Origin of the sequence: Microvirga lupini (assembly GCF_014191055.1) — a bacterium.
Classification (GTDB): domain Bacteria; phylum Pseudomonadota; class Alphaproteobacteria; order Rhizobiales; family Beijerinckiaceae; genus Microvirga; species Microvirga lupini_A.
Map to the genome: position 1 here is coordinate 121,576 of NZ_JACHWB010000003.1, position 14,820 is coordinate 136,395.

The following is a 14,820-nucleotide window of genomic DNA, read 5'->3' on the forward strand; positions in this document are numbered from 1 at the left end:
CCACCGGCAATGTCATGAACGACAAAGCCCAGATGTCCTCCCTGTTCCCGTAATCTATTGGCAGATCCGGTAGTCGCCCTTGCGTTGGCGCAGGTCGAGATGAAGGTGATCGCCATGGTCCGCGTCCGAACCTGGGCCCAGCACCGTGTTGAAGATCGGACAGGCGGCCTTCTGGATTGCCGATTGGAAATTCGCCTCCGGCGAGTTCTCTGTCTGCGAAGCAATCGCCAGCGGAGAGCGCTTGGCAAACTCGAAGCCCATAACGTCGACCCCATTGCCGAGTGCGTGTTCGCTGAGCTTGGCGCCATTGCGCTGGTCCCGGCATTGATAGGATGTTCCGATCAGAAGCTTGGTCGGAGCGGTCTGGAACTGACGCTCAGCCTCGGGCGCAACCACCTCGCTCATCCAGCGCGCAAGGCTCTCGGCCACCGGGCAGGCCATGAGCGACGCGGGAGCGATCTCGACGCCATTGGACAGGGACGACAGGAGCACGGGGTTTTCGATGCTGCACCGCCCCTCCTGGACGGGAGGCCGCTTTTCGAACCGCAATCCCAGCTTGGAGAGCCTGTCGAGACAGGCGCCATGGGTGCCGTCGTCCTCGGAGGCCAACTTCTCAGCAGGCGTTTCCGTTGGGGGCGGACTTTCAGCACGAGGCTCGGCATCAGGCTCAGGCCTCGCCGGTCTGTCAGGGCGCGGTGGCGGCAGCGGCGCGGTCGGGGCCTGCGCCCAGGCGCCCGATGCCAGCATCAGCGTCAGAACCATGATGCTGATCATTCCCCCAGCCTTGAGGCCCAGAAGGTTCATAGAAACTCCAATTCGTCAGCCCCTCCAGTTCTATAACCCTCATGCGCCGAGCTTGAGTTCCCGCTCAGCCTTATGCGCGTCTTGTTCCCAAAGCGGGACGCACCAAAATTCTATGGTGGAACGGAGGGCCCACCATGAGGGCATCCCCAGGGATGGATACCGGTTCGGACAAGAGCCTGGCACTTGTCTCAGGATTGAACCAGGCGCATGAAAACTTCGGCACGAAGCGTGTCGCGGAACTCGAGGCGCGTGTCGCCCGGCTGCGAGCGGAGCTTCAGCAGGCCGAAGCCGAACTTGAGTATGAGAAGACGCGCCTGCCGGCGCCCGGCGATTTCGTCCGTTGTCCTCTGACCAATTTTTTCGGCCGCGTCACGAAGGTCTCCTCACGACCCCAGGGACGTGCTTGGATCGAGATCGTCCCCTATCTAGGCCCTGACCTGCCGGGCCATTCCACCATGGATCTGTTCGACAGTTGGGAACTGATTGACCCTCCGCCGAAGGAATTGGCGGCGCAGGGTGATGCGGACGGATCCCTGAGTCTTCCAACCATTGCTCCCTTCATGCCTGCCGGAAGCCCCCTGCACAGCCCGGCACATGATGAAGACGACATCGAAGTGTCGCTTCGGAGGCTTTGGGCGCTAACCAGGGATGCCTCTTCGTAGTCGAGGGTCCTGGCGAAGAACCTGCAACAATTCCACTCATCTCGCGTTTGCCCCCCGGTATCGCTGCCCGACGTGCCAGCGAAGCCCCGACGCATGGCACACGGAAGGCTGGAGCCCCGGCCTCTTCCCTGCACCTGCCATCGCATGAGCGACCACTCGAATGATGGGAAGACAGCCATGGCAGAGGATGGGCAGAACGTACGGCTCCAAGTCGCGAATGCCCGGCCGGATGATTCCGGACGAGGCATCGCGCGCATGAGCCGACAGGCCCTGACCGAAATTGGCGTTCAGGAAGGCCAAGCTGTCGAGATCATCGGAAAGCGCCATACCACCGCCATTGCCGTCACTCCCTACGCGGAGGATGAAGGCCTCAACATCGTTCGCCTCGACGGTCTGCAGCGCGTGAACGCCGGTGTCGGCAGCGGCGATCATGTGGAGGTCAAGCGAGCCGATGTCCGCCCCGCAACCCGTGTCGTGCTGGCGCCGGCCCAGAAGGGGCTCAGACTTCAGGGCTCCGGTGATGCGCTCAAGCGCACCTTCTATCAGCGCCCTCTCACGGCCGGCGACGTGATCTCGACCTCCATATACTCGCAACGCTCGACCGATCAGCGCCTGCCGGAAGAGCTGCGCGGATTGCTCAACATTCCGGCCTATGGCCTGCAGGAGATCCGCCTTGTCGTCGTCACGACGCAGCCGCGCGGCATCGTTCATGTGACGGCGGAGACCGAGATCGAACTGCGCCCGCAATTCGAGGAGCCGCGGGAAGCCCGCCGCGCGGATGTCACCTATGATGATATCGGCGGGCTTGGCAGCACGGTCGACCAGCTCCGCGAGATGGTGGAACTGCCGCTTCGCCATCCCGAACTGTTCCAGCGTCTGGGCATCGACCCGCCGAAGGGTGTGCTACTCTACGGACCGCCCGGCACCGGTAAAACACGCTTGGCGCGCGCGGTCGCCAACGAGACGGAGGCGCAGTTCTACCACATCGCCGGCCCTGAAATCATGGGCCGCCACTATGGCGAGTCTGAACAGCGTCTGCGTCAGGTGTTCCAGGAAGCGCAGCAGAATGCGCCGGCGATCATCTTCATAGACGAGATCGACAGCATCGCGCCCAAGCGCGAAGAGGTGACCGGCGAGGTCGAGCGGCGCATCGTGGCGCAGTTGCTCACCCTCATGGACGGCTTGGAGCCACGCCAGAACATCGTGGTGATCGGCGCGACGAACCGGCGCGAAGCCATCGACGAGGCTCTGCGCCGACCAGGCCGCTTTGATCGCGAAATCGTCATCGGGGTACCGGACGAACCGGGTCGCCGGGAAATCCTGGGCATTCACACACGAGGCATGCCCCTTGCCGAGGATGTGGATCTCGATGAGGTCGCCCGCACCACTTTCGGTTTCGTCGGCGCCGATCTTGCGGCGCTCTCCCGTGAAGCCGCCATGGACTCGTTGAGGCGCATCCTGCCTGGGATCAACCTGCGGGACGGCATCCCGTCGAATGTGCTCGAGAGCCTGCAGGTGAACCGACAGGATTTCATGAACGCGATGAAGAGGGTCCAACCGTCCGCCCTGCGCGAGATCATGATCCAGGTGCCCAACGTCACCTGGGACGACATCGGAGGTGTCGAGGAGGCGCGCACACGCCTGCGCGAGGGCGTCGAGCTTCCCCTCAAGAGCCCGGAATCCTTTCGCCGCCTCGGGATCAGGCCCGCGAAAGGCTTCCTGCTCTTCGGCCCGCCTGGAACTGGCAAGACCCTGCTGGCGAAGGCGGTCGCCAGAGAGGCCCAGGCCAATTTCATCGCGACGAAATCCTCGGATCTCCTGTCCAAATGGTATGGCGAGTCGGAGCAGCAAGTCTCCCGGCTTTTCGCCCGCGCCCGCCAGGTCGCCCCGACGGTCATCTTCATCGACGAGATCGATTCCCTTGCCCCCGTCCGGGGCGGCGGGCTCGGTGAACCCGCCGTGACGGAAAGGGTAGTCAACACGATCCTGGCCGAGATGGATGGACTCGAGGAGCTGCAGGGCGTCGTCGTGATGGCGGCAACGAACAGGCCCAACCTCATAGACCCTGCTCTGCTGCGGCCAGGCCGCCTGGACGAGCTGATCTATGTGCCGGTTCCAGATGCCAAGGGCCGCCGACATATTCTCAGCATCCACACCAAGGCCATGCCGCTTGGACCCGATGTCGACCTGGACACCATCGCCGAACGGACCGATCGGTATACGGGCGCCGATCTGGAAGACCTGACCCGCCGGGCTGGCCTTCTCGCCCTGCGGGAGTCGCTCCAGGCGCAGCAGGTGACCATGGCTCATTTCGAACAGTCCCTGCGCGAGACCCGCCCTTCCGTGACGCCTGAGATGGAGCGGGAATACGAGGAACTGGTCGGCACCCTCAAGCAAACAGGACCTCAGCGCCAAGCCATCGGCTTCCTGCCCCTCAGGCAGGCTGCTGAATAGGCCGATTTCCTGAGCAGAAGACCCAATGAACCTTCTTATCGCAACCTAAAAGAAAAGAGCGCGGACCCTTAAAGTCCACGCTCTTTATCCGGGAGCGCGGAGATTACCGCGCACAAGCGACGGGAATTCGAGTGCTCGAGTTGTGGTCGTATACGGTCTGGCACGGCACACCGTTGATCCAACGGATCTCGTGCGGAGCCGCATACGGGAATGGGGAGTTCGGCGTTCCGGACACAGGAGCGCCCATCATCGGACCGACAGGCGCGGGAGCGATGCTGCCGGTCGAGACCACATCACCGCCTACTGCCATCGGAGCACGCGAAACGCCGGCCATCGGCCCAGCGCAAGCCACCGGAATCCGGGTCTTTGAGCTATAATCGTAAACCGTCCGGCACGGCACGCCGTTGATCCAGCGGATCTCATGCGGAGCCGCATACGGGAATGGGGAATCCGGCGTTCCAGAAACCGGCTGCGCAACGGCAGCACCAATCCCGGAAAGGGCCATGAGGCCAGCGCCAGCAATAAGTGCGATCCTCTTCATAGAAGTCTCCTGTGCCTGGTTTAGGCATGGCTTCTCGCCATAAGAACACAGGCTTAACGCATAGGGGTCGAATGGTTTCCAAGCATACTTTCAAGCCACGGAGTTGTGATTGACGCACTTCAAAAGCCTAAGCTTGCGAATTGCCAAGCCTGGAGACGCTATAATAAGGTAAAAAGGCATGTGACCGTGTGCGCACCCGCACAGTATGCAAATCGATTATTTATGATCTAAAAATTGTGCAAACTCTAACCTATGCCAGGATTAGAAGCACAGTGCTTCATTCCCAAGGACCAAGATACAAAACCATCGGCGACAAAGCATGCGGATGACCTATGCGCCTAGCGTCCTCTCCTGTGGCTCAACCGATCGGACTCGTGTTGCCAGCCACAATCCGCATACCACGCCTGCAAGGCCTATCAGGACGCCAAGGGTAAAGGGCTCGTCGAGGATGAGTGCGCCGAGCAGGGATGCCGTAATGGGGCTCAGGGAGAGAAAAACCGTCACCCGGGTCGGTGTCGTCTGCTTGAGCGCCCAGAGCCATAGAACATAGCCGATGCCGCTGGAGATTCCGATCAGGATCACGACGATCCAGCCGCGTTGATCAAGGCGCGTTCCTACGGTGAAAAGCCCCTCCATTCCTGCCGGGCCTGCCAGGAATACCACCGAGGCAATCATGGCCCAGGCGCCGATAGGAAGGGTCGGATAGCGTGAGAGATAAGGGCGATACAAAACAGAACTCACGGCACCACACAGCGCAGCGGCGAGCACGAGGATTGCTCCGATGATGTCGCTTGAGCCGGCGTTGGTCATCAGCCTCTCGCCGAGGGCGGCCGCAACACCGACAATGGTCAGCGTCACACCGGCCGACTTGGCACCTGTGAGACGTTCACGTCCCAGAAGAGCCGCGATAATCATGGTCATCAATGGAAAGGTGGAAAACAGAAGCGCCGCACGGGTGGAGGATATGAACTGAAGGCCGAGATTCAGAAGAGCGATGAGAATCCCGAATTGAATGACGCCGAGGCCCATCACAGCAAGAAGATCGCGAGTCGCGAACCGCACTCGCCCACCCGCAGCCACGAACGGAACTAAGCACAGCACCGCGATGGCATAGCGCAGGAAAGCCAGGGATGCCGGGCCAATGTCGTGGATGACGAGGCGGCTCGCGACAAGGGCGGCCCCGACCTGAACACCTGTTGCCGCGGCGGCCGCCAAGGCGAGGGTTTCATGCCGCTTCACAGGTCGAGATTCCAGGTCTGCCCGACGAGATCCTTGCCGAACGAATGATGCGCCTCTTCCTTCACCAACTGGAACCCCCTCGCCTGGTAGATTCCACGGGCTGCCATCAGCACGTCATTCGTCCAGAGGGTCAGCGTTCGGTAGCCTTTTGCTCTGGCAAAGGCGATGCACTCGTCGACAAGCCGGCGCCCAAGGCCAAGGCCTCTGGCCGAGGGCTCTACATAGAGCAGCCGGAGTTTGGCCACCTCGTCAGAATGATAGACCAGAAAGACACTGCCGAGAATCTCGCCATCCCGTTCGGCAATCCAGCAGCGCTCCCGCTCGGGATCGAAGTTTCTGACGAATGAAGCGGCGATCTCGGCAACCAAAGCCTCGAAGGTTTCGTCCCAGCCATATTCCTGGGCATAGAGCAGCCCCTGCCGACGCGCGATCCAACCGATGTCTCCAATCCGGTGTGGACGCAAGGTGCAAGGGATCTCCTGAGCCGAGTTGCCGACAACGCGCTCCACGACATTCATCGCTTGCACCAGTCTCTCCTGCTCACTGACCGAGAGCTTGGACAGCATAGCGCCGATCTGATCGACCGAGGCCCGGTTGAGGGGCTCGAAGGTTGCACGTCCGGCATCGGTGAGGGAGAGGAAGATCTGGCGTCGGTCATCCTCCGAGCGCGAGCGCTGAAGTAGATTGCGGCTGTCGAACCTCTTGAGAATCCGGCTGAGATAGCCCGGATCGAGGCCCAGCTCTTGGCCGAGCGTCGCCGCAGTCATCGGGCCGTGATTAGCGAGTTCATAGAGAATGCGGACTTCGGTGAGGGAATACTCGCTGTCGAGCAGTCCCTCGTTCAGAAGCCCGATATGACGCGTATAGAAACGATTGAAGCTTCGGATCTTTGCAACCCGATCATCCGCAGGCAGTCTGGACAGCCGAGACATAACCGCCTCCTCTGCCCATCACCCTCGGCCAGATAGTTGACGGAGTCAACTATCGAAAACATTCCTTGCTCAAGCGGCGGCATCGACCGCCAAGCGCCCTTCATGGATGGCGTGGCAGGCCACCCCGCCAAGGAGCGGCGGGATTTCGGCCCGGCAGCGTTCATTGGCAAAGGGGCAGCGCGGGTTGAACGTACAGCCGGAGGGCGGGCTGATCGGGTTCGGAATCTCGCCGCTCACGGGAATGCGCTGGCGCCCGGTCATCCCCACATCCGGCACCGCGTCCAGGAGCATGCGGGTATAGGGATGCTTCGGGTGCGCGAAGAGTTCGCGCCCGTTGGAGATCTCGACGATGCGGCCGAGATACATCACGCCGATCCGGCTCGCCATATGGCGCACCACGGCGAGGTTGTGGCTGATGAGCAGGTAGGTCAGGCCGAGGCGATCCTGCAGGTCGCGCATGAGGTTCAGGATCTGGGCCTGAACTGACACATCGAGCGCCGAAGTCGGCTCGTCACAGACGATGAACTCCGCATTTGAGGCAAGCGCTCGGGCAATCGCGACGCGCTGGCGCTGACCGCCCGAGAACTCGTGCGGATACTTCTTGCCGTCTGCCGGATGGAGGCCGACCAGGGACAGCAACTCGCCGACCCGCGCTTCGATCTCCTTCTCCCGCTCGATCAGGCGGAAAGCTCGGATCGGCTCGGCGACGATACGGTCCACCTGCCAGCGGGGATTGAGGCTGGCATAGGGATCCTGGAAGATCATCTGGATACGCCGCCGCAGACGCTGGCGCTCGGCAGATGCCGCCCGGCTCGTCATGGAGACGCCGTCGATCACCACCTCGCCGTTCGAAGGCGGCAGCAATCCCACCACCATACGCGCAACCGTCGACTTGCCCGATCCGGACTCGCCCACGAGCGCGAAGGTCTCTCCCTTGGCGATATTGAACGAGACGCCGTCGACGGCTTTCAGGTACTGCTTCTCACCGCCCTCAAGCACCCGGTTGAGCCAGGGCTTTGAGACGTCGAACACGCGGCGCAGGTCTTTGACTTCGACATAGGAACGCTCGGTCACGCAACGGCCTCCGATCGGGCGGAAGATTCATCGTAGAGATGGCAGGCGACCCGGTGCTCGCTATGCTGAATCGGCTCCGGCCGCTCGACCCGGCAGCGGTCGAAGACATAGGGGCAGCGCGGATTGAATGGGCAGCCGGGCGGAATGGCCGACAGGCGCGGCATCGAGCCGGGGATCTGCACGAGGCGATCCGTGTCGCTCTCCAGCGACGGGATCGCCCCCATGAGTCCCTTGGCGTAAGGATGTAGCGGGTTCTGCACCACGTCCCTCACAGGGCCGATCTCGGCGATGCGGCCCGCATACATCACGGCGACACGGTCAGCTGTCTCGGCGATCACACCCATGTCGTGGGTGACCAGCATGATAGCCGTGCCGTGCTCGCGCCCGAGCCGCTTCAGGAGCGAAATGATCTGCGCCTGAACGGACACGTCGAGGGCTGTGGTCGGCTCGTCGGCGATAATGAGCTCCGGCTCGGCGCACAAAGCGAGTGCGATCACGACGCGCTGGCGCATACCACCGGAGAACTCGTGCGGATAGCTGTCGATCCGCCTCTCCGGCGCCGGAATGCCGACTTCGGCCAGGAGATCGATAGCGCGTTTTCTCGCCGCTGAAGCGGAGAGGTTCGTGTGGGTGCGGATGGTCTCGACGAGCTGCTCGCTAACCCGGTAGAGCGGGTTCAGGCTAGTCAGCGGATCCTGGAAGATCATGCCAATGCGCTTGCCGCGCACCCGGCGCATCTCCTCGGGCGGCAGATTGTCGATGCGCATGCCAGACAGCAGTACCTCGCCGCCGGCGATGCGGCCCGGCGGATCGATGAGGCCGATGACGGCGGAGCCCGTCACTGACTTGCCTGCACCGGATTCGCCGACGACGCCAAGCACTTCGCCTTTCGCGATGTCGAACGAGATGCCATCGATAGCCTTGAGGATGCCGCGCCGCGTGACGAACTCGACGCGCAGATCACGGACGGAGAGGACGGGTTGAGCCATGAGTGTCGCCTCTCTCATCGCAGCTTCGGATTGAGCGCATCGCGCAGCCAATCGCCTAACAGGTTGATGGCGAGCACGAGGACGGCCAGTGCGATGCCCGGGAAGGCTACGATCCACCACTCGCCGGAGAACAGATAGTTGTTGCCGATGCGGATGAGCGTGCCGAGGGACGGCATGGTCTCGGGCATGCCGGTGCCAAGGAACGATAGGGTCGCCTCGGTGATGACTGCGAGCGCCAGGTTGATGGTGGCGATCACCAGAACCGGCCCCAGAACGTTGGGCAGGACGTGCCGGAACATGATCACCGGGGTCGGCAGGCCGATAAGCCGAGCGGCGGCGATGTAGTCCTTGTTCTTCTCCACCATCACCGATCCGCGCACGGTGCGGGCGTACTGTACCCAGAAGCTCAGGCCGATGGAGAACACCAGTACTGAAAGGGTCGTCATTTCGCTGAGCTGACCGCCCAGCACGGCCTTCACGACGCCGTCCACCAGAAGAGCGATCAGAATGGCCGGAAAGGTCAGCTGCACGTCGGCGATGCGCATGATGATGGCGTCGGTCGTGCCGCCCACATAGCCGGCGATCAGGCCCAGAGTGATTCCGAGCGTGGCCGAAAGGGCCACGCCGAGGATGCCCACGGCAAGCGAAATCCTTAGACCGTAGAGGATGGCCGAAAAGATGTCCCTGCCCTGCTCGTCCGTTCCGAGCACGAAAGGCATCTGCCCTTCCGCATCCCAGATCGGCGGCAACCGGCTGTTCATGAGCTCCAGCTGCGCGGGATCGAACGGATCCTGCGGCGACAGCAATCCTGCCAGGATGGCCGAAGCCATGAAGAGAGCTGTCAGGACGGCGGCCGCCATGGTGAGCTTGGAGCGCTTGAAGCTGGCCCAGATGTCACTATCGAAGAAGCGGCCGGCCCAGGTGGTGGGCGGGGAATGCGACGCGGGCGCCGCCTGGATTGCATCTGCCATTCTACCCTCCTCAGGCCGGCTGCCGGATGGACGTTCTCAGGCGGGGATCGACGATCGTGTAGAGGATGTCGACGGCGAGGTTGATCAGCACGAAGATCAGGGCCACCAGCATCAGGTACGCCGCCATGATCGGGATATCGACGTTCTGTACCGCCTGCACGAACAGGAGACCCATGCCAGGCCACTGGAAAACCGTTTCCGTGATGATTGCGAAGGCGATCACGGAGCCGAACTGCAGCCCTACGATGGTAATGACCGGCACCAGCGTGTTCTTGAGCGCATGCCCGAAATGAATGGCCCTGGTGGTCAGCCCCCTCGCCCGCGCGAACTTGATGTAGTCGGTGCGCAGCACTTCCAGCATCTCGGCCCGGACGATGCGCATGATCAGGGTCATCTGGAACAGGCCGAGCGTGATTGACGGCATGATGAGAGCCTTCAGGCCCGAGGTGGTAAGGAGTCCTGTCGACCACCAGCCGAGGCGCACTGTATCACCGCGCCCGAAGGACGGCAGCCAGCCAAGAATGACGGAAAAAAGATAGATCAGCAGAATGCCGATCAGAAAGGTCGGGAGCGAGATGCCGATCAACGAGATCGTCTGAAACACCTTGGCGAGAAAGCTGTCCCGCTTGAGGCCTGAATAGACTCCCATCAGCACGCCGAACCCGATCGCAAAGAGCGTTGCGCAGAAGGCCAGCTCCAAGGTCGCCGGCATGCGCTCGGCCAGGAGATCGGAGACGGGCTGCCGGAACTGGTAGGACACGCCGAACTCGCCCCGGACGGCGCTTGAGAGATACCGCGCGAACTGCACCGGAACGGGGTCATCAAGACCGAGAGAGCGGCGGACCTGCTCCCGTTCCGCTGCGGGGGTATCGAGGGAGACGATCTGGTTCACCGGATCGCCGGCGAAGCGGAACATCGCAAACGAAATGATGCCGACGGCCAGAAGAACGCCAATGGCCTGGAGGGCGCGTCGGATGACAAAAGCAAACATGTACAATCTCTTGATCGCTACGCCTCGGGCGAGCCTGACCGTCCGGGGCCTTCGAATAAATTGTCCCGGGCAGCGGACTGCCCGGGACACGCGATCAGCCGCAAACTATTCCTTCTTCTGGGCCCAGTAGAGCAGCACCTGGTTGTCGGCGCGCTGGGTCAGATTGACCTTGTTCGAGACACCCCAGGCCAGAGCCTGCTGGTGCAGCGGGATATAGCCGTACTCGTCGAAGGTGATCTGGAAGGCCTGCTTGATCATCTGGTCGCGCTTATCCTTGTTGCTCTCGACCAGAATCTTATCGGTCAGCTCGTCATGCTGCTTGTTGCAGAAGTTGCCGAGGTTCGACTCGCCGCGTGATGAGTTCGGATCGTTGCGGCAGCCCTCGATGTCGAACAGCACGTTGTGGCTGTCGAAGGTGCCCGGCGTCCAGCCCAACAGGTAGAACGAGGTGTTGTAGTTGCCCGACTTCAGCACCTTGGCGAAGTACTGCGCCTTGGGCTGGGCCATCAGGTTCACCTTGACGCCCGCGCGCGCGAGCATGCCGACGACGGCCTGGCAGATCGCCTCGTCATTGACGTAGCGATCGTTCGGGCAGTCCATTCCGACCTCGAAGCCGTTCGGATAGCCCGCATCGGCCAGGAGCTTCTTGGCAGCCTCAACATCGGCTTTCGGGCGCTCGAAATCCTTGGAGAGGCTGAAGAGCTGCGGCGCGATCATCAGCGCGGTCGGGGTGGACATGCCGCGCATGACGCGGGACTTGATGGTCTCGATGTCGATCGCCTTGTAGAAGGCCTCACGGACGCGCTTGTCCTTGAAGGGGTTCTTGCCCTTCACGTTCGAGAACAGAAGCTCGTCACGGGTCTGGTCGAAACCGAGGAAGATGGTGCGCAGCTCGGGGCCTGCCTGCACCTTCGCGTTGGCGCTGCTGTTGACACGCTGAACGTCCTGCAGCGGAACCGGCTCGATCACGTCCACCTCGCCGGAGAGCAGAGCGGCCACGCGGGTCGCGTCCGACGCGATGGGAGTGAAGACGATCTCGTCCAGGTTGTGCTCGGCCTTGCCCCACCAATCCTTGTTGGGCTTGAAGACGGTCTTCACGCCCGGCTGGTGGCTTTCGATCTTGAACGGACCGGTGCCGTTGGCATTCAGCGAAGCGTAGCTCGGTGTCGTAGCGGCAGCAGGGGTCGGCGCGGTGCTGTTGTTCGCCTCCGACCATTCCTTGTCCATGATGTACCAAGTGTCCCACTGGGCATTCATGATCGGGTTCGGCGACTTCAGCTTCACGTCGACCGTGTAGTCGTCCACCTTCACCCACTCGGAACCGCTAGGCACACGGGTCTGAAAGTTCGAGCCCTGGGCGCGCACGCGGTTGGCCGAGAAGATCACGTCATCGGCATTGAACGGGTTGCCGTTATGAAACTTCACGTTCTTGCGAAGGAACAGGCGCCAGGTCAGGCCGTCCTCGCTGATCTCCCAGCGCTCGGCAAGGCCCGGGATGATGGACAGATCCTTGTCGCGCTTGGTCAGGCCTTCATAGACATGCCCGTGATGCGCAATCGTGGTGGTCTCGTTGAGGGTATAGGGGTCGAGCGACTTCAGATCGCCCTGGTTGGCATAGCGCAGGGTTACGGCCATGGCCGGCAGGGCAGCGCCGGTCATCAGCACGGCAACCGTGGCGGCAAGGAATTTCGAACGTCTGGTCATCGGTCTCTTTCTCCTCTGGAAGCCCCGCGTCTTTGCGCGGTGTTCTTCTTGTCGGAAGCTCGGCTTCTGCCGTGTTCCTTCCGTCGGACATGAAGTTAGGCAGGAAAGTGGCCGGTGGTCTAGCCCTGACTTGGACCACCTTGCTTACCATTTAGGCACAGAGCTCGCCGATGATGCGCCGCAACAAACGCTCGCCTGCCTCCAGTTCGCTGATCTCGATATATTCGTCCGGCTGGTGAGCCTGGGCGATGTCGCCGGGTCCACAGACCACTGTCGACCAGCCTACCTTCTGGAAAATGCCGGCCTCCGTGCCATACGAGACCACATGGGTGCCGTTATCGCCGGTGAGGCGACGCATGAGGCGCTCGGCCTCCCCGTCTATCTCCGGCCTGAGCCCCGGCACCTCGGCAATCAGTTCGACGGCGACGCCGGTTTCCGGCCTGATCGCTTTCATCCGCGGCTCGACGACTTCCCGGATATAGGCTTCATAGCGATCGAGATAATCGCGTGGGCTCTCCGTTGGGATCGCCCGGATATCGCTGAAGAACCACGCGGAGGAGGACACTACATTGGCCGCGTTGCCGCCTGCCACCATGCCGCAATGCAGCGTGGTGTAAGGCGGCTCGAACGGGTTGGCCGGATCGGCACGGCGCCGATTCTCCTCCATCACGTCCTCGTGCCAGGCAATCAGGCGGGCCGCGTTCATGACCGCACTCACCCCCTGGTCGATCCGGCTGGAATGGACCGCATAGCCCGTCACCTGGGTGCGGAGCTGCACGGAGGCCTTGTGGCCTGTCACCACCGCATGGCGGGTCGGCTCGCCCACAATCACGGCGGCAGGCTTCGGAAGCGACCGCGCCATGGCCTCCACCATTGAAGGCGCTCCCCGGCAGGCGATCTCCTCGTCATAAGACAGAGCGATGTGGACCGGCCGGTTCAGGGGCATCTTCGCCATCTCGGGCACCAGAGCCAGAACGAGGGCATCGAAGCCCTTCATGTCGGCGGAGCCGCGTCCATAGAGGCGGCCGTTCTTTTCGGTCAGCGTCCAGGGATCGGTGGTCCAGTTCTGCCCCTCCACCGGCACCACATCCGTATGGCCTGAGAATACGATCCCGCCCTCCACCTTCGGGCCGATGCTGGCATACAGATTGGCCTTGTCGCCCTCCGGGCTCATCACGAGTGTGCTCTCCACCCCATGGCTGTTCAGCCAGTCCCGGCAGAAGTTGATGATGTCGAGATTGCTGCTCGTCGAAACGCTCGGAAAGGTAACCAGACGCGCAAGCATCTCGCGGGGCGATAAGGACATGTCGTGCTTCTCCCAAGGAAAGGCGTGAGCATCCGATCCCATGACGCAGCCGGTCAAGCAGGAATTATCATCCATCAACCGGCCGCTTGCCTGTTGACGCGGCAGGCCCCGCCCCACCATGATCCGCCCCTCCTCCCATTCCGCCTCGACGGAGACACGATGACCACCTTTGACGTCACGCTTGCCGATATCGAAGCCGCCCGCAGCCGCATCGCGGGGCGCGTCCGGCGCACCCCGGCTTTCGTCAGCCCCGAGGTTTCGTCGCGGCTCGGTCGGCGCGCGGCACTGAAGATGGAAGCACTGCAGCTTGCAGGCTCGTTCAAGGTGCGCGGCGTCTTCAACAAGGTGCTGACCTTGAGCGAGGAGGAGCGCCGTCGCGGACTGGTGACGGTGTCGGGCGGCAACCACGCCATCGCGGTCGCACGTGTCGCCGGGACCCTCGGCCTCGACGCCCTCGTACTGATGCCGAAGGTCACCTCCCGCTTCAACGTCGACCTCGCGACGAAATACGGTGCCCGCATCGAGCTCTGCGACGATGCTTCCGAGGCCTTTGCCAAGGCGGAGGAATACCAGCGCCAAGGCCGGCTTTTCGTTCACCCCTACGACGATCCGGCGATCATTGCAGGCCACGGCACCCTCGGACTCGAGTTCCTGGAGGATATCCCCGACCTCACCCATGTCTTCGTTTCCATTGGCGGTGGGGGGTTCATGTCCGGCGTCGCGGCGGCCCTCAAGGCGAGGCGCCCCGGCCTGACGGTCTACGGCGTCGAGACAGTCGGCGCACCGACCATGACGGAAGCGCTCAAAGCCGGTGAGCCGGTCACGATCCGCCCGACTTCCATCGCCAGAACCCTCGGCGCGCCGTTTGCGACCCACAGGACGGTTGCGGGCGCCAAGCTCTTCCTGAAGGAAATCCTCCTCGTAGAGGACGAGCCGGTGATCGCCGATGTGAGCTGGCTCCTGCAGAAGGAAAAGCTCCTCTGCGAACCGGCCGCCGCCTGCGTGCTGACGGCGGCTGAAACCATCGCTCCGTCGCTGCCGGACGACAGCGTGATCGGCCTCGTCCTCTGCGGCTCGAACCTGTCTTTGGACGATCTTGACGCGTGGCGTCAGGCGTCGAAGGGAGCCTGACCTCTCCAAGACAGCCTGAGAA

The 14,820-nt window shown here is 62.4% G+C and carries 13 protein-coding genes; 3 read left to right on the forward strand and 10 right to left on the reverse strand.

What is annotated here, in order from left to right; genetic code table 11:
- Positions 1–54: 54 nt before the first annotated feature.
- Complete coding sequence (locus tag FHR70_RS12060) at positions 55–804, reverse strand: extensin-like domain-containing protein (RefSeq protein ID WP_183450491.1); 750 nt, start codon at positions 802–804, stop codon at positions 55–57.
- A gap of 134 nt (positions 805–938) precedes the next feature.
- On the opposite strand from FHR70_RS12060, the gene FHR70_RS12065 reads away from it, so the two are divergent.
- Together FHR70_RS12065 and FHR70_RS12070 are read left to right on the forward strand one after the other, a co-directional pair.
- A complete protein-coding gene (locus FHR70_RS12065; RefSeq protein WP_183450493.1) occupies positions 939–1,466 on the forward strand; it encodes a hypothetical protein in 528 nt (175 codons plus the stop codon).
- Between the two features lie 177 nt (positions 1,467–1,643).
- On the forward strand, positions 1,644–3,920 hold the full coding sequence (locus tag FHR70_RS12070; RefSeq protein WP_183450495.1) for a CDC48 family AAA ATPase: 2,277 nt from the start codon (positions 1,644–1,646) through the stop codon (positions 3,918–3,920).
- Positions 3,921–4,023: 103 nt separating this feature from the next.
- Here the strand turns inward: FHR70_RS12070 and FHR70_RS12075 are convergent, their stop codons facing one another.
- The 9 genes from FHR70_RS12075 to argE all read right to left on the reverse strand — a co-directional run bounded on the left by FHR70_RS12075 (position 4,024) and on the right by argE (position 13,667).
- Positions 4,024–4,461 (reverse strand): hypothetical protein, encoded by a 438-nt coding sequence (locus tag FHR70_RS12075; protein WP_183450497.1) that lies wholly within the window; start codon positions 4,459–4,461, stop codon positions 4,024–4,026.
- A 330-nt stretch (positions 4,462–4,791) separates the two neighbouring features.
- The gene (locus FHR70_RS12080; protein ID WP_183450499.1) at positions 4,792–5,700 is read right to left on the reverse strand and encodes an EamA family transporter; all 909 of its coding nucleotides are present in this window, start codon (positions 5,698–5,700) and stop codon (positions 4,792–4,794) included.
- A complete protein-coding gene (locus FHR70_RS12085) occupies positions 5,697–6,632 on the reverse strand; it encodes a bifunctional helix-turn-helix transcriptional regulator/GNAT family N-acetyltransferase (RefSeq protein WP_183450501.1) in 936 nt (311 codons plus the stop codon). The genes FHR70_RS12080 and FHR70_RS12085 overlap by 4 nt, the downstream gene beginning before the upstream one ends.
- Positions 6,633–6,701: 69 nt before the next feature.
- Positions 6,702–7,706, reverse strand: coding sequence for an oligopeptide/dipeptide ABC transporter ATP-binding protein (locus tag FHR70_RS12090; RefSeq protein WP_183450503.1), 1,005 nt, complete (start codon positions 7,704–7,706; stop codon positions 6,702–6,704).
- Entirely contained in the window at positions 7,703–8,695 is a 993-nt protein-coding gene (locus FHR70_RS12095; RefSeq protein WP_183450505.1) for an ABC transporter ATP-binding protein, read from the reverse strand. Before FHR70_RS12095 ends, FHR70_RS12090 begins: the two co-directional genes overlap by 4 nt.
- 14 nt (positions 8,696–8,709) lie before the next feature.
- A complete protein-coding gene (locus FHR70_RS12100) occupies positions 8,710–9,666 on the reverse strand; it encodes an ABC transporter permease (protein WP_183450507.1) in 957 nt (318 codons plus the stop codon).
- Positions 9,667–9,676: 10 nt separating this feature from the next.
- Positions 9,677–10,657 carry an ABC transporter permease gene (locus FHR70_RS12105; protein WP_183450509.1) on the reverse strand — a complete coding sequence of 327 codons (981 nt, stop codon included), beginning with the start codon at positions 10,655–10,657 and terminating at the stop codon, positions 9,677–9,679.
- Positions 10,658–10,762: 105 nt separating this feature from the next.
- Positions 10,763–12,361: an ABC transporter substrate-binding protein gene (locus FHR70_RS12110; RefSeq protein WP_183450511.1), complete on the reverse strand. Its 1,599-nt coding sequence runs from the start codon at positions 12,359–12,361 to the stop codon at positions 10,763–10,765.
- 151 nt (positions 12,362–12,512) lie between these two features.
- Positions 12,513–13,667, reverse strand: a complete 1,155-nt coding sequence (argE, locus tag FHR70_RS12115) for an acetylornithine deacetylase (RefSeq protein ID WP_183450513.1) — start codon at positions 13,665–13,667, stop codon at positions 12,513–12,515.
- Between the two features lie 159 nt (positions 13,668–13,826).
- Here argE and FHR70_RS12120 point away from each other — a divergent pair, with 159 nt between their 5' ends.
- On the forward strand, positions 13,827–14,798 hold the full coding sequence (locus FHR70_RS12120) for a threonine ammonia-lyase (RefSeq protein WP_183450515.1): 972 nt from the start codon (positions 13,827–13,829) through the stop codon (positions 14,796–14,798).
- Positions 14,799–14,820: the final 22 nt, after the last annotated feature.